We start from the raw sequence: 15,365 nt of genomic DNA on the forward strand, positions 1-15,365 counted from the left end.
GTCTACTTTCTATCTATATAAATCATGGCCGTCCGGTTCTCTGAACGGAAAGAAAGGTTGCCTGGGTAGGCTTGCGCTAGCTCGAGAAGCTCCTCTTGGTTATATCCTGACAGTTTTAAGCGTCCATCTTCCAAGGTCATCAAGTCAGTTAGGGCTGAGAGGGCTTCTGTTTTAGTGACCCCTTCTGGTTCAGCCTCTTGCAAGCAGATCTTGCCATCTTTTTCAAAGACCAAACAATGTGGAAAGATCTCTGCAATTTCGAATAAAATGGCAGGGGTGATATCCTCTGTTGGATGTTCAGCAAAGACACAGGCTAGCTCTTCATTTGCGTAGGCCAAGCCATAAGACTTACCTGATAAATTGAGGCGGATAAAGGGCTTCCATTCATCAAAGCTTTGCTGAACTGTGAATAAGTCAAATGCCCGGCTCAGGTCCAAGAAATAATCCATGGCCTCCTTGGGACTCTTCTTTTGGTAGAGCTCTGCGAAATAAGCGTTGATCACACTTGGCGGAGGTGTAATCACACGAAGACGTAAGTCCTCAGGGATCGTGCTTAATAGATTTTTCAGATAGACCCGATCGAGGCTAGTATAGCCCCCATATTTTATTGCTAAATCAACGTAATCCGTCATAAAATTCTTCCAACTTCCACTTATTTTTCTCTGCGATATAGCCTTGAATGACCTCGACGCCTTCTTCAAATTCGCGCTGGTCAATGATCGCGACCGTCTCTAAGTCATGTGTCCGATAGGATTTTGAAAAGGGAACCCGAATAGTAAAGGGAACAAAGAGTTCTCTCAGTTTTTCTAGGAACAAAGCCTGCAAATCCTCACGGGCTGTCTCAGAGCGAGCTGAAATCAGGCTAAAAGGGGTCTGGGTTGGGGTAAAGTCCGTTACTTTATCCGCTTTGTTGTAGAGGGTTAAGCGAGGAATCTCCAGCATATCCAGGTCCTTCATGATCGAAAGCACGGTCTTTTCATGCTCTTCATGATTGGGATCGGAAGCATCGATGACATGGACCAAGAGATCCACATTCTTACTTTCTTCCAGGGTCGACTTAAAGCTCGATACCAACTCTGTTGGCAAGTCCTGAATAAAGCCAACCGTATCGGTCAGGGTCACTTGCAGATTGCCTGTTAGGTGGATGCTCTTGGTTGTGGCATCCAAAGTCGCAAAGAGTTCATCGGCTTCATACTGGCTCTTACTGGTCAGCTGATTCATAATGGTCGACTTTCCTGCATTGGTATAGCCGATCAAACCAATCTTGAAGACAGGTGATTCCAAGCGTTTTTCACGAAGGGTTTCCCGGTTCTTTTCAACAGCCTTGAGCTGGCGCTCGATATCGGTGATTTGATTGCGAACGCTCCGGCGGTTCAACTCCAACTGACTTTCCCCAGGTCCACGAGAACCAATTCCCCCAGCCTGACGGCTGAGCATGATCCCTTGACCAACAAGGCGTGGCAAGAGGTATTTGAGCTGGGCCAAGTGCACCTGCAACTTCCCTTCATGACTCCTAGCCCGCATGGCAAAGATATCTAAAATCAGCTGCATCCGGTCAATGACCTTGACCCCAAGGATTTCTTCTAAATTGACATTTTGACGGGGGGTTAGGCGGTTATTGACCACTACCGTCGTGATCTCATCTGCTTCGACCATTTGAGCGATTTCTTCGAGTTTTCCTGAGCCGACAAAGGTCTTAGTATCGTATTTCTCCCGCTTTTGTGTATAGGAGCCCCGGACATCCCCACCAGCTGTTTTAGCCAGGCTCGCCAACTCCTCCATAGACATGTCAAAATTGTCCATGCCTTGAAGTTCCACACCAACCAAAAGGATGCGTTCTTGTTTCTTTTCTGTTTCAATCATGCTGTAAAAACTCCTTTACATCTGCAAGAACCTGCTCCTTGAAGTGGGGGGCAGAAATGGCGTAAAATTTTACTTCCATCCGATTTCGAAACCAGGTCAGTTGCCGTTTGGCAAACCGCCGCGTATTGCGCTTGAGGATCTCACTGGCTTCTTCAAGGCTCTGCTCTCCCTTAAAGTAAGGGAAGAGTTCCTTGTAACCAATGCCTTTAGCTGCCTGAACTTCCGGATGGTCATCATAGAGCCACCGAGCTTCATCCAGCAAGCCCTCCTCTAGCATGCGATCTACTCGGCGATTGATGCGATCATAGATCAAGGATCGATCATCATCTAGACAGATGAGATAGGGTTCATAATCGGTCTCTTCGTTTGCGAGGTCCTGCCCAAAATGAGCAATTTCAAGAGCCCGCATGGCCCGACGGCGATTGAGCTGAGGAATCACAAGTCCTTGCTCCGCCACCCTTTGGTACAAGTCTTCGTCCGACAACAAGTCCAATTGGGCGCGATAGGACAGAATCTCTTCATGAGGAACTTCACCACCTAGATGATAACCTTCGAGCAAACTTTGGATGTAAAGGCCTGTCCCACCTGCAATGATAGGAAGCTTACCTCGGGCTGTGATCTCTTCAATGGCAGTCTTGGCTTCTCTTACAAAATCAAAAGCCGAGTAAGACTCGGTCACCTCCCGCACATCAATCAAATGATGGGGAGCTGCTGCTTGCTCTTCTGGTGTCGCCTTGGCTGTTCCAATATCTAGCTTGCGATAGACTTGTTGACTATCGCCACTGATAATTTCACCATTGAGGGCTTGCGCTAAATCGATCGCAAGAGCTGTTTTTCCAACAGCAGTCGGTCCCACAATCACAATTATCTTGGTTTTCATCGTTTTTCCTTGCAAAATTCACGTTTTTTCGTTACCATATATTATAACATAAATATTTAAAGTTCAGAAAAGGAGAAATTCTCATGGCTAAAGGATTTGGTAAAGGTTTTGTTACTGGTGTTGCTGGTACAGTTGCTGCTGTCGCAGGTGCAGTTTACACATTCAAGAAGAAAGTAATCGAACCAGAAGAACAAAAAGCAGCTTTCATCGAAGAAAACCGCAAAAAAGCAGCACGTCGCCGTGTCTCACACTAATCAAAAGAAAAAACTCCGGGAAACCGGAGCTTTTTTTGCTGAAAAAAAGTCCATTTTGGAAAATTTTCTTTTACTGGTAGGTTTTGTCAAGATAAGCTAATATAAGTAATGCTAAAATAATTAGAATGATATATGTTGTGTTTATTCAAACATATACTGAAACTTTCCGCCGTGAGAAAAGTGCTAGAAACACGATGGTTTCTAGCACTCGGGAGTTTTGAGAGTAAAACAGTTCGGGAAACTGTTTTAGCCTGAGCTAAGAAATTCAAGAGCGAAGGGGCTCAAAAATAATTGAACACGGGCTGCGGATTGTGTCAAAAAGATAAGTTCTCCTGGAATCTAAAGATTCTTCGTCAAACTTCCTATTTTGACTTTATCCGCAGTCGCCCTTTGTATCTTGATTTAGTCATGGAATTTCTTCGAAGTTCGCTGACGTCCGTACTCACCTAAGAAAAGTTTCTATGATGACGTTTATCTTCAATCTAAAAGCTCCGGGAAACCGGAGCTTTTAGATTGAAATTTCACCGTTCTTTGATCATCTTCGTTGCGATCTCCAAGAGTTCCACTCCCATCTGAAAATGCTCGTCTAACAAATCATAGACGGCATCTTCGGACAAGACACCACAAGGTAGATCGTCTGGAAAATCCGCTTGATTGGACAGGTCCAAATCGTCAAAATAGGCCTGACTACTATAATAATCGCGCAGTTGGATATAGCTCTCTTGATGCTCTTTTAGTCGATCCACTGCTTTTTTTGTATCTTCCAAAGTCTTAGCATAGTCATTCAAATAACCTTCCATCCTTTGGATGCGTTCAATTTTTTCCTTTGCAATTGTCATGTGTTACTCCACTTTCACCACTTCTAGATGAGGGCCACCTAAAAGTACCAGATATTTTTCAACGTGCTCTTGGCCATAGGAACGGCGAAGAGCTTCTGCATAGAGATCGAGCTGATCTCGATAGCGTTCGACCAATTGGCCAGGGACCTTGTAGTGATCCGTCTTGTAATCAAAGAGCAGGATTCGGTCTTCTAGCACGATATACCCATCCAAGATCCCCCGCACGACAAAGTCCTCTCCACTAGCCAGATCTTTCTTCAGCATGGCAAAGGGAGCTTCACGATGAACCCGAGGGGCTTCTCTTTGAAGCAAGGTCCCCAAAGGCGTCTCATAGAAAGCGAGAATGGCCTCTAGCTTGATGCGCGCTTTGACCGCTGGCTCTGCTTGGACTTGCTCCAAGGCCTGACGCAGTGTATCAAGAGTGATTGCTGCTTCAAGAGGCACGCGCTGCATGAGTTCATGGACAGCACTACCAACTTGGGCTCCTGTCACAGCTTTTTCTTGAACAAAAGTTGGAAGCTCAAAGTCAGGTTTCACGGTCTTCGCATCCATGATCTGGACGCCATTGGCATCCATGACTGGCTCGTAGAATTTCTTGATCTGACTAGGAGTACGTACACTTGGTAAATGAATGGCTGGAGCATAGAGCTGATTGAGCCGATCAACATTTTCCAAGATATCCAAGGCCCGACGAATATCCTCGGACTGACGGACATCCTTGAGCTGATCCAGGCGGGAATCCTTCTCCTTCTCTAGCGGTTCCAGCTGGTCTGGTGTCAGGTCTTCGTCTGTCACAAAACGCGTGTCATAGGCCAGAGTATTCTTGGTAAACACATCTTGAATGGCAAAGAGCCAGTCCTGATAAGAGGTCCATTCTTTTCGCTTCTCTGGATCTAGCTTGCCATTGCGACTGGTCCCCCAATCGGTATCACGCAGTTTGTCCTCTCGGCCTTTTCCTACCAGATAGAGCTTGAGCTCAGCCCGTGTCATGGCGACATAAAGAAGACGCATCTGCTCAGAAATTGTGGCCAGTTTTGTTTCTTCCACATTGCGTTGGTAGCAAGGCGTTTCGATCTGCAGACGAATAGTCTCTGGAGCAGCTGGATTTTCTGTCTCAACCGGCAAGTTCGCAATGTATTTAAAGCCAATCCCTTTTTGGCGACTGAGAATGATTGGCCCCGATTGATCCTTACGGTTAAAGGCCTTGTCCATATTGAGAATAAAGACATACTTGAATTCCAGCCCCTTACTCTTATGGACGGTCATGAGCTGGACGGCATCTTTTGGTGCTGCAAGAGGGACGCTGGCCAAATCGTGTTCATTTTCGATCACCTTGTCGATCATGGCAATGAAGCGCGACAAGCCCTTAAAGCTGGCTTTTTCATAATCATTTGCCCGAAGCGTCAAGGCATAGAGGTTGGCCTGGCGCTGGGCGCCATTTGGAAGGGCGCCGACATAGTCATAGTAATAGCGATCCTCATAGATTTTCCACAGCAAATCATAAAGCGAATGAGTTTTGGCCATAGCACGCCAAGAAGTTAAAACCTGGAGGAAGTTCTCAATTTTAGCGAAAAGCTTGGCATCGATCAGATTTGCATGCTCTGCAGTTTTTTCAAAGGCTAACTGGACCTTGTGGTAGAAGGCCACTTGCTTTTGCTCTGGAAGCGTCTGCAAGGCAATCCGTGCCAGCTCATCTTCATCAAAGTCAAACATGGGGGATTTCATGAGAGCCACTAAGGGATAATCATGCAAAGGGTTGTTGATGGTCCGCAAGGTATCCAGCATGACCATCACTTCCAGCGACTCTAGATAATGCGCCTGTCCGCTATCTGCCACAATCGGAATATGGTACTGGTCAAAGGCTTCCAGAATGGCGTCATTTCGCGTTCGAGTCGCGGTCAAGAGAGTGATCTCTTTAAAAGGCACTTTTTCCACCCGATGGAGGCGTAAAATTTCTTTGATGACAAGGAGAATTTCTCCCTTGGAAACCGTCTCGAGTCCAGAAGCAACTTCCTCGTCTTCGGTCTTTTCTTCCTGGTCTTGGGACCCATCATAGAGCAAAAATTCAGCCCGATGTTGTGGCAAGGCCATCCGCTGCTTGTCGCTTCCTGCAACTAGATAATGGGTTTGATTGTAGTCAATCTCTCCTACCTCTTCGTCCATCAAATGGCGAAAGACATCATTGGTCGCGTCCAACACCTCCACATGACTCCGGAAATTTTCCTTAAGGAGGATCAACCGCCCTTTTGCCGCTTCTTCTTGGTAGGCCTTAAATTTATCATTGAAAATCTGTGGATCTGCCTGACGGAAGCGGTAAATGGATTGCTTGATATCTCCCACCATGAAGCGATTGTGGCCATTTGACAGCAAATCCAACATCCGCTCTTGGGTGTGGTTGGTATCCTGGTACTCATCGACCATGACCTCATGATAACGCTCTTGAAAGGCTTGTCTCACCTCTGGGAATTGCTCTAAAATTTGAATGGCAAAATGACTGATGTCCCCAAATTCATAAGCTTTTTCTTGAATTTTTCGCTCCAGATAAGCGCGAGCAAAGTCTCTGATAAAGTTCCGGAGCAAGGAGAGCATGGGGCCTTCTTCTTGGTGGAAGGATTGTTGAAATTCCAGCTGATAGAGCTGATTTTCCAAGACTCTGAGGCGATTGATATGTATGGTTTTATCCTGGTTATAGGCTGTGACTAGGTCTTTTAGCTCTTCCTTACGGGCTCTATTGGTCAAGGCTCCCCCATTTGATGCCCGACTAATCGCCACGACTGCCTTTAGGACCGAAGTCAGTTGTTCTTTATTGGTGTGACCTGTCAGGATTCCAATCTGATCAAGCACCTCTTCTACAGCTTCCAAATATTTGGCCTTACCAAATGCTTGGCCCTCATTGGACAAATGAAAGGCAAAAAAGCTTTCTGCCTCATAAAGGGCCTGCTGGATGTTCTCCATCAGATCGCCTTCAACCTTTTCAAAATCAGTCTCCTCATAGCCTTTTAGGAAATGCTCTTCCAGCCATTTCTCCGGATCACTGGTCGACTGAAGAAAATCATAGATCTGGTAGACCTGCTCTTTAAACAAGGATAAATTTTTGCGCTGGCCGGTGAAATTCTTGACCATCTGCACAAAGGCTTCTTGGTTTTCCCCTTGGTAATAGCGGTCAAAAACAGTTTGAAAGACTTCATTTTGTAAGAGGCGTTGCTCACTGGCATTTTGTAAAATGCGAAACTGAGGCGCCAACCCAAGCAAATAGCCATAGCGCGTTAGGACCTTTTGGGTAAAAGAGTCCATGGTTCCGATATCGCTGGTGGCGACATCTGCGATTTGACGGGCCAGGTGTTGCTTGAGCTCTGGGTCATCGCTCGCTTGCAGGGCTTTTCCAAGTTCACTTTCCAAACGCTCCTTGAGCTCTCCTGCTGCCTTGACCGTAAAGGTCGAGATAAAGAGCTCCTTAATCGAAATGCCTCGCTGGATCTGATCCAGTATCCTTTGCACCATGACAAAGGTCTTTCCTGAACCAGCCGAGGCCGACACCAGGATATTGGTCCCCGAACTATAGATGGCATCGATCTGTTCTGGTGTCCGCTTTTGCTCTTTGGTAGAAGCTGCCTCTTGTGCCTGGAGGGCCTTGATTTCTTCTCTTGTCAAAAATGCTTGTTTGATCATTTGTTCAAGACCTCCTTCATCTTCTCGATCCAAGCGGCTTTCACCTTTTCACCGCGTATTCCTTTTTGGTCTAGTTTGGTCAAGAATCGTGCCTGACCTAGGTGACGATCGGCTTCAAATCCTGTGATGGATTTAAACTGCTCCACATATGGTGCGATATTGCGCCCATTTTCACTATAGGGATTGATGGCAAATTGCCCCTTGAGGATCCCTTCTGCTGCTGTTTTATAGAGATAAGCGTTGTACAAGAGGAGCAGGTCCAGTTCTTCCTTACTCAGCATCATGGCCTTGTTCTTATCATAGGCCTCACCCAGATAAGGCGCCTGATCTGCCATAAAGAGCCCCTTGTACTGTTGACTTTTCATGGTTTGGTTGATGGCATCCTCTACTGTCTTGGTCTTTTTCAGATCCACCACAGGATCTCCCATTTCCAAATACATGGCTCCAAAAATCCCCTGCTCCTCTTGGTATTCCTTCAAATCCTGAATCGCAGAAAGATAGGTCGGCAATTGAGAATTCAGGCCATTAAAGAACTTGTCATAGTGGAACTGCGTCAGACTGGACTTGTAGTCCACGACTCCGAGGGCTCCCCGATCCCTCAATTGATCAATCCGGTCCACCTTGCCACGTAGCTGCAGGAGACGGCCATCGGACAATGGATAAGAGGTATGGGCGCTTCCGCCAAAGAGGGTCTCCTCACCGATAGTCTCGATGCCATTTTGCTGGGCGAGGACCCGCCCTGTTGTTTTCGCAGTATCAAGAAGCAAGTTGCGAATAAACTCGGTCTCTCCATTTTCTCCATACAATTGCTGGAACTCTGCTTCTTGGCTGGTTTCTCGAATTGCCTCGTTTAAACGCTGATCAAACGCTTGATCGGAGCTATCTTTTAAGACTTTTTCAAAGATCCGGTGCAAGAAATTCCCATGACTGCGAGCGTCTGGCCGGATGGTTTCATCCTCTTGTAAGCCCAAGACATAGCGCAGATAAAAAGCATACTGGTGCTTGTAGTATTCATTCAAGGCAGAAGCAGATAATGTCAAGGCTTTGCCCTCTGGATAGAGCGCTTGAAGCGTATCCGACTGAAGCTGACGGCTCTTTAATTCCGTTGAAATCTGAGGAATCTGAATGCCTTCAGCGGCTAATTTCTTGCGCAAGACCCGTACCGCCACACCCCAAAAGCTGGCTTCTTCAGGAGACAACTCACTCGTAATTTCTTCTTGATGGAGTTCGATCACGCGCGCTAAAAGTGCTCGGTAGGTACCAATATCATCACTCGAAGCTTGGGCTTGTTTGGTCGTCCATTCGATGGCAATAGGTTTCTTGGTCAATTCGACAAGGTAAGGCGAGACACTATCTTCCATTTCATTGACCAAGCTAGGGGCCGATAGGACCAGTTGGTTGGTCGCCGCATTGAGGAGCGAAACCGCCACAAAGCGATTTTTCTTGAGATTTTCACTAGTCACCACCTGGAGCTCTGTTCCTTCTTGGGTAGCCTCATTCAGCTGCTGGCGCTCTTCTTCACTGAGTAGAGAGGTGTTCTGAGCAATCTTTGGAAAACGCTCCTGGGTCAGCCCGATCGCGTAGACATAAGGCGCTGTCAAGGGTTCAATCAAGTCATAGGACTGAACCGTCACCACATCGACCGTAGCAGGAACTGTCCGGTATTGAGACAATTGCATCCCCGATAAGAGGAGGGCCAAAAAGTCATCCACTGTCAGCTCTTGGTCCTCAAAGACCAGGTTCAACTCCTCTAAGACATGGAGAAAGGCCTTCCAGACCTGGTCATAGCGCTCCTGCTCCTCCAAAACGAGATCCTTGATCAAAGCTTGTAGATTCTGAGAAAGTTGAGCCTCTTGCAGAAACTCTGTAAAGGCGGTTAAGAGATGGGTCACCTTTTGTTTGCGCTGTGAAAAGAAGGGAGCTAGAGGTTCTACGACGCGTTCCCGGAGAGTATTAAGCTCTTCCAAATTAAACTTGCCCTGACGATTGCTAGTAAAAGGCTTGTGAAATTTTGTAGCACCCTTTACTTCCGCAAAGCGAAGGTATTGCTCAAAAGCATCGACTTCTTCTTGCGTCAGATCACTATACAGACCCGTTTTTAACAGATTGATGACGTCTTCTGTCTGGTAATTGAACTGCTTGATCCGACCTAATGATTCAATGACCTGAATCAAGGGATGGTGGACCATAGATTCACTTCGTCCCAAGTAAAAGGGGATCTGATACTGGTCAAAAATGGTCTTGAGCTGCAGTTGATAAGCTTCTACATCGCCTAACAAGACTCGAATATCCCGATAGCGGGCCCCATCATGAAGACGCTGACGGATGGATTTAGCGACAAATTCCAACTCTTCTTTTTGCGTGTTGGTTTGCCAGAGTTGGACCGCTGTTCGATCGTGTTCCTTGAGCTCATTTTCCACTTGTGAAAAATCGTAGCGCGCTTCTAGCATGCGGGTAATGCGACTAAAGGAGTCTTCGATCGCTTGCCCACAATACTGGGGCTGTACCTCAAAATTCTTTGCCAGCTGAAGGAGAAAGTCAACACTGGCTTGGTAAAGATTGCCCTCTCTAAAGCTTGCCCGATAGGCTTTTTCACTGGCATAGACCCCGATGAAAATCTCCACCCCTTTTCGGTGAAGGAGACTGATCAAAGCCTCTTCTTCTGCAGAAAAACGCGTGAAGCCATCGACAACGATCGCCACATCCTGTAATTGCTCTTCCAAGTGCCCTGCTTCGACCTGATTGCGGAAAAAGGCCATCTTGGACTGGGATTCATACCGGTGCTGGACCAGCATCTCAGAGACCGCTTCAAAAATCGCCAAGAGGTCCTCTCTTTTTTCAGCTTCCTCGAGCAACTCTAAATCGGTAAAATCCATTTGGGCCGTCTGTAATTCATGATAGAGCTGGACCAATTGCTGGATAAACTGAGGATCCTTGCGCAGGGCCCCGTAAACTTTAAGATCCTGGTCCTTCATGTGGGAAAGAGCTTTAAAAAATAGCATACCGAGACCGATGTCATCTAAGGGTTGCTCTTCAAAGACCTGGTTCAGGATGAAATAACGGGCCATTTGGGCAAAGCGCGTGACGGTAATGGCAAAAGAAGCCTGACCTTCTAAATAGGACAAGACCTTGGCTTCTTTTTCAAAAGAAAGAGAGTTGGGCGCAATGTAAAACACACGCTTGCCCTGTTCTACTAACCCTACGGCTTCTTGTGTCAGGACCTGGATCAAGGGGGTCCGAACATCCGTATAGAATAATTTCATCCGATCCGTTCTCCTTTTGGCATTTTCTTGAGAGCTTGTTATCTTCTTATTATATCATTTTCACAGGAGGGACTAAAGCAAGAAGTCATGCTCCTCTTGGCCCAATATTAGGAGATTTATGCTACAATAAAAGTTGAAGAGACAGAAAGGATACCACCTATGACCAGCATTTATGATTTTTCTTTAGAAAACCAACAAGGAGAGGAGATTCCCCTTTCCCACTACCAAGGCAAGGTCCTCATCGTGGTCAATACAGCAACAGGCTGTGGCTTGACCCCGCAATACCAAGGACTGCAAGATCTATACCTGCGCTACCAGGAAAAAGGGCTTGAAATCCTAGACATTCCCTGTAACCAATTCATGGGGCAGGCACCAGGAACTGCAGAAGAAATCAATAGCTTCTGCAGCCTCAACTACCAGACCACCTTCCCACGATTCGCCAAAGCCAAGGTCAATGGTAAAGAAGCCCTTCCTCTTTATGACTGGCTTAAAAGCCAAGCTGCCGGGCCACTAGGCAAACGCATCGAATGGAACTTCGCAAAATTTGTCATCGACCGACAAGGCCACGTCGCCCAACGCTTCTCCTCCAAAACAGAACCAGCTGCTATGGAAGACTTGATCCAAGAATTACTTGAGAAATAAGCAAAAAGCCTGAAAGTGAAGTCAGGCTTTTTGATGAATGACTATTTATTTTCGAGACTTTCCGCTGTGAGAAAAGTGCCTGAAACAATAACGTTTCAGGCACTCGGAATTATTGAGACCTTAGGCTCAATAATTAGTCATGGAACTTCCTGGATTGCTGAAATCATCCACTGGATAATTTCACCTGACGTCCGTACTCACCTAAGGAAAGTTTCTAAGAAGTCATTATCCATAAGCCAAAAAAGCCTGAGCCAACGCTCAAGCTTTTTTTATTAATCAATTTCAAGTCCACCGGTGTAGAGGCGGTAATAGGTTCCACGTTCTGCCATCAAGGAAGCATGGTTGCCTCGTTCGATAATACGTCCGTGGTCCATCACCATGATGACATCGGAATTGACAATTGTCGATAGACGGTGGGCGATGACAAAGACTGTCCGACCTTCCATCAGGCGATCCATCCCTTCTTGCACCATTTTCTCTGTCCGCGAGTCAATCGAAGACGTCGCTTCATCCAGAATCAAGACAGGCGCATTGGCAAGGGCTGCACGGGCAATGGCGATTAATTGTCGTTGACCATTTGATAGGCCAGCCCCATCATCCGTCAAGACTGTCTCATAGCCCTGATCCAAGTGCTTGACAAAGGAATCCACATTGGCAATCCGAGCTGCTTCAAGGATTTCTTCCCGTGTTGCATCAGCACGGCCATAAGCGATGTTTTCCGCTATCGTACCAGTAAATAAGTGGGTATCTTGAAGAACGATTCCGAGGGAACGACGAAGAGAATCTTTCTCAATCAATTTAATATCGATTCCATCATAAGTGATCATTCCGGATTGGATATCATAGAACCGGTTGATCAAGTTGGTGATAGTTGTCTTTCCTGCACCAGTCGCTCCGACAAAGGCCACTTTTTGTCCCTTATCCGCGTACAAGTTGATGCCATGAAGGATTTGTTTCTTCCCATCATAAGAGAAATCAACATCATCAAAGACCACATTTCCGACCATCTTCACAAGCTGGTAATCTCCATTCGGACGTGGGTGTTTCCAAGCCCATTTGTTGGTTTTCTGATCGGTTTCGACCATTTCTCCATCGACCAGTTCATAATTGACCAGCGTCACTTTTCCTTGGTCGACTTCTTCTTCTTCATCCAAGAGATCAAAGACACGATCTCCACCAGCCAAGGCCATGAGGACAAAGTTCAATTGTTGAGAGACCTGGGCAATGGGACCTGTGAAGGAACGGTTCAATTGCAGAAAGGCCATGAGACCACCAATGGTTAAACCACCGACGCCGTTTAGCGCAAAGAGTCCACCGATCAAGGCTGTCAGAACAAAGGAAACATTTCCCAAGTTCCCAAGAATCGGCATGAGGACATTGGCATAGCGGTTGGCTTGGTAAGAGGATTCAAAGAGTTGGTCATTGATCCGATCAAAATCTTCAATGCTTTCTCTTTCATGCACAAAGGCCTTGACTACCTTTTGACCAGACATCATTTCTTCAATAAAGCCGTTCTCAATCCCCAAGTTCTTTTGTTGGGCCCCAAAGTAACGACCTGATTTACCAGAAACATCCTTGATGATAAAGACCATGACGATAACCATGAAAAGAACAATCAAAAACAGGAGTGGACTAACCGTCAGCATGGTAATCGTTACCCCAAGGATGGTAATCGCTGAGGATAGAAGTTGAGGAATGGATTGTTCAATCGCTTGGCGAAGGGCATCAATATCATTGGTATAGATAGACATGATGTCCCCATGTTGGTGGGTATCAAAGTAACGAACGGGCAGTTTTTGCATGCGAGCAAACAACTGATTTCGAAGACTTCTAAGTGAGTCTTGTGAAACAGTCGCCATAATCAAGGTAAAGCCATAGTTGGCAAGTACCCCGATCAAACAGATCAAACCAACTCGTGTCAAGAAGGACAAGAGCGGTCCAAAATCATGGCTGTTGCTTGTCAGCATGGGCTCCACATAGACATCGACCAAGGACTGAATCGAAGCTGTTACATTGACCGTCGCAAGAGACGATAGAATGATTAAGATAAAGGAAACAATCAAGGATACCTTGTAGTTTTTCCAAAGGAAGTCGAGCAGGCGAAGGATAGAGCCTAGATTTGCTTTTTTCTTAGTTTTCATCTGCTTCTCCTTTCCCTTGTGTTTGCATTTCATATACTTCTTGGTAGATGGCATTGGTCGCAAGCAATTCCTCGTGACGACCGATCGCATCGATTTGGCCATCATTCATCACAATAATACGATCTGCATCTTGAATAGAGGAAATCCGTTGACCAATGATGATTTTGGTAATCTCTTTCAAGCTGGTTGCCAATCCTTGACGAATCAAACTATCTGTCTTGGTATCGACCGCTGAAGTCGAATCATCCAAGATCAAGATCTTCGGATTCATAAGAAGGGCACGCGCGATACAGAGACGCTGGCGTTGACCACCAGAGACGTTGGATCCCCCACGCTCAATCATGGTGTCATAGCCCTCTTTGAAATCTTGAATAAATTCATCGGCTTGGGCAATCTTACAAGCTGCGATGATCTCTTCATCCGTCGCCTCTTTATTTCCCCAGCGCATATTTTCTTTAATCGTACCAGAGAAAAGAACATTGGTCTGAAGAACCATGGCCACTTGCTTACGAAGGGAATCAAGATCGTATTCTTTGACATCGTGGCCTGCTACTGTCACCCGACCAGACTCGACATCATAGAGACGAGGAATCAACTGCACCAAGCTTGATTTTCCTGATCCTGTTCCTCCCAAGATACCAATCACTTCCCCTGAACGAATAGAAAGATTAATCCCTTGTAAGACATGGGTCTTGTCGCCATTTTCATCGGTATAAGCAAAGGTCACATCCTCAAAGTTGATGGAGCCATCAGCAACTTCTTTGATCCCATTTTCTGGAGAGTCAATCGTCGTTTTGGTCGTCAAGACTTCATTGATCCGCTCGACAGAGGCCATGGAAATCGACAACATGACAAAGATCATCATAAACATCATGAGCGACATGAGAATGGTCATGGTGTAGCTAAACATAGAAGTCAGATTCCCAGTGGAGAGTTGGCCACCAACGATCAGATGAGCCCCAATCCAAGAGATCAAAAGGAAAGAAGCATACATGGAAAGCATCATAGCTGGGCTACTCAAGACAACGATACGGATAGCCTTCATAAACATGTTATAAATCCGGCGTGAAGCTTTTTTGAATTTAACGGTTTCATCTGCTTCCTTAACGTAGGACTTCACCACTCGCATATTGGTGATGTTTTCCTGAATGCTGTTGTTGAGATTGTCATAAGCTTCAAATACTTCTGTGAAGAGTGGATAAACAATCTTCATGATGATGCTTAAGACAGCTGCCAAAAAGATGGTCACATAGACAAAGATCATGGCCATTTCCGGATTGATCAAGAAACAAGCCACAATGGCAAAGATCAAATTGAGCGGTGCCCGTACACAGATCCGGATCACCATTTGATAGGCATTTTGCACATTGGTTACGTCCGTCATCATCCGAGTGACTAACCCACCTGATGAGAACTGATCAATATTCTCAAATGAGAAGGTTTGAACCTTTTTGAAAATGGCCCGACGAAGGTTTTTAGCAAAACCAGCCGATGCATAGGCGCCATAACGGGCAGACTGCATCCCACAAAAGAGGGAGCAAAAGGCACAGACCAGCATGAGCCCACCGTAAAACAAAATATTGTTCATGTTTCTTTGTTGAACACCTTGGTCCAAAAGACTCGCCATGACAAAGGGAATCGAAATCTCAAACATGACTTCAAAGACCATGAACAAGGAAGCCAAAATCGAGGGCTTCTTGAATTCCTTGATCTCGGAAATTAAGGATCGAATCATTATTACCTCCAATGTTATTCATACTTTTTCCTGCGGTAGAAGCAAAGCTTCTTTCCATCGAAAATAGGTCAAAACACAC

General features: G+C 46.0%; 10 protein-coding genes. 2 read left to right on the plus strand and 8 right to left on the minus strand.

Features of this window, described 5'->3' with window-relative positions; genetic code table 11:
• Positions 1-2 precede the first annotated feature (2 nt).
• The 3 genes from NMM13_RS00900 to miaA are packed head-to-tail and all read right to left on the minus strand — an operon-like array spanning position 3 to position 2,743.
• Positions 3-632 (minus strand): cystathionine beta-lyase, encoded by a 630-nt coding sequence (locus NMM13_RS00900; RefSeq protein ID WP_254726947.1) that lies wholly within the window; start codon positions 630-632, stop codon positions 3-5.
• Positions 616-1,863: a GTPase HflX gene (gene hflX / locus NMM13_RS00905; protein ID WP_254726950.1), complete on the minus strand. Its 1,248-nt coding sequence runs from the start codon at positions 1,861-1,863 to the stop codon at positions 616-618. Before hflX ends, NMM13_RS00900 begins: the two co-directional genes overlap by 17 nt.
• Positions 1,856-2,743 carry a tRNA (adenosine(37)-N6)-dimethylallyltransferase MiaA gene (gene miaA, locus NMM13_RS00910; protein ID WP_129824091.1) on the minus strand — a complete coding sequence of 296 codons (888 nt, stop codon included), beginning with the start codon at positions 2,741-2,743 and terminating at the stop codon, positions 1,856-1,858. The genes hflX and miaA overlap by 8 nt, the downstream gene beginning before the upstream one ends.
• An 83-nt stretch (positions 2,744-2,826) precedes the next feature.
• Here miaA and NMM13_RS00915 point away from each other — a divergent pair, with 83 nt between their 5' ends.
• Positions 2,827-2,997: a DUF3042 family protein gene (locus NMM13_RS00915; RefSeq protein WP_003002781.1), complete on the plus strand. Its 171-nt coding sequence runs from the start codon at positions 2,827-2,829 to the stop codon at positions 2,995-2,997.
• A gap of 521 nt (positions 2,998-3,518) precedes the next feature.
• Here the strand turns inward: NMM13_RS00915 and NMM13_RS00920 are convergent.
• From NMM13_RS00920 to rexB, 3 genes are read right to left on the minus strand one after another with little or no spacing between them, the layout of a single operon-like run.
• Complete coding sequence (locus NMM13_RS00920; RefSeq protein WP_254726953.1) at positions 3,519-3,836, minus strand: DUF4298 domain-containing protein; 318 nt, start codon at positions 3,834-3,836, stop codon at positions 3,519-3,521.
• A 3-nt stretch (positions 3,837-3,839) separates the two neighbouring features.
• Positions 3,840-7,505 (minus strand): helicase-exonuclease AddAB subunit AddA, encoded by a 3,666-nt coding sequence (gene addA, locus NMM13_RS00925; protein WP_254726956.1) that lies wholly within the window; start codon positions 7,503-7,505, stop codon positions 3,840-3,842.
• Complete coding sequence (rexB, locus tag NMM13_RS00930; RefSeq protein ID WP_254726960.1) at positions 7,502-10,768, minus strand: ATP-dependent nuclease subunit B; 3,267 nt, start codon at positions 10,766-10,768, stop codon at positions 7,502-7,504. The genes addA and rexB overlap by 4 nt, the downstream gene beginning before the upstream one ends.
• A gap of 159 nt (positions 10,769-10,927) precedes the next feature.
• Between rexB and NMM13_RS00935 the strand changes: the two genes are divergently transcribed.
• A complete protein-coding gene (locus tag NMM13_RS00935) occupies positions 10,928-11,410 on the plus strand; it encodes a glutathione peroxidase (RefSeq protein WP_049498000.1) in 483 nt (160 codons plus the stop codon).
• Between the two features lie 272 nt (positions 11,411-11,682).
• Here the strand turns inward: NMM13_RS00935 and NMM13_RS00940 are convergent, their stop codons facing one another.
• Together NMM13_RS00940 and NMM13_RS00945 are read right to left on the minus strand one after the other, a co-directional pair.
• A complete protein-coding gene (locus tag NMM13_RS00940) occupies positions 11,683-13,551 on the minus strand; it encodes an ABC transporter ATP-binding protein (RefSeq protein WP_061590967.1) in 1,869 nt (622 codons plus the stop codon).
• Entirely contained in the window at positions 13,541-15,286 is a 1,746-nt protein-coding gene (locus tag NMM13_RS00945; RefSeq protein WP_254726963.1) for an ABC transporter ATP-binding protein, read from the minus strand. The genes NMM13_RS00940 and NMM13_RS00945 overlap by 11 nt, the downstream gene beginning before the upstream one ends.
• Positions 15,287-15,365 lie beyond the last annotated feature (79 nt).

The organism is Streptococcus sp. CF8_St5-11 (assembly GCF_024295625.1).
Lineage (GTDB): Bacteria > Bacillota > Bacilli > Lactobacillales > Streptococcaceae > Streptococcus.

Excerpts from the sequence above, each read along its gene's own strand:
- NMM13_RS00900 (WP_254726947.1), bottom strand. The coding sequence starts at position 632 with ATGACGGATTACGTTGATTTAGCAATAAAATATGGGGGCTATACTAGC.
- hflX (WP_254726950.1), bottom strand. The coding sequence starts at position 1,863 with ATGATTGAAACAGAAAAGAAACAAGAACGCATCCTTTTGGTTGGTGTG.
- miaA (WP_129824091.1), bottom strand. The coding sequence starts at position 2,743 with ATGAAAACCAAGATAATTGTGATTGTGGGACCGACTGCTGTTGGAAAA.
- NMM13_RS00915 (WP_003002781.1), top strand. The coding sequence starts at position 2,827 with ATGGCTAAAGGATTTGGTAAAGGTTTTGTTACTGGTGTTGCTGGTACA.
- NMM13_RS00920 (WP_254726953.1), bottom strand. The coding sequence starts at position 3,836 with ATGACAATTGCAAAGGAAAAAATTGAACGCATCCAAAGGATGGAAGGT.
- addA (WP_254726956.1), bottom strand. The coding sequence starts at position 7,505 with ATGATCAAACAAGCATTTTTGACAAGAGAAGAAATCAAGGCCCTCCAG.
- rexB (WP_254726960.1), bottom strand. The coding sequence starts at position 10,768 with ATGAAATTATTCTATACGGATGTTCGGACCCCCTTGATCCAGGTCCTG.
- NMM13_RS00935 (WP_049498000.1), top strand. The coding sequence starts at position 10,928 with ATGACCAGCATTTATGATTTTTCTTTAGAAAACCAACAAGGAGAGGAG.
- NMM13_RS00940 (WP_061590967.1), bottom strand. The coding sequence starts at position 13,551 with ATGAAAACTAAGAAAAAAGCAAATCTAGGCTCTATCCTTCGCCTGCTC.
- NMM13_RS00945 (WP_254726963.1), bottom strand. The coding sequence starts at position 15,286 with ATGATTCGATCCTTAATTTCCGAGATCAAGGAATTCAAGAAGCCCTCG.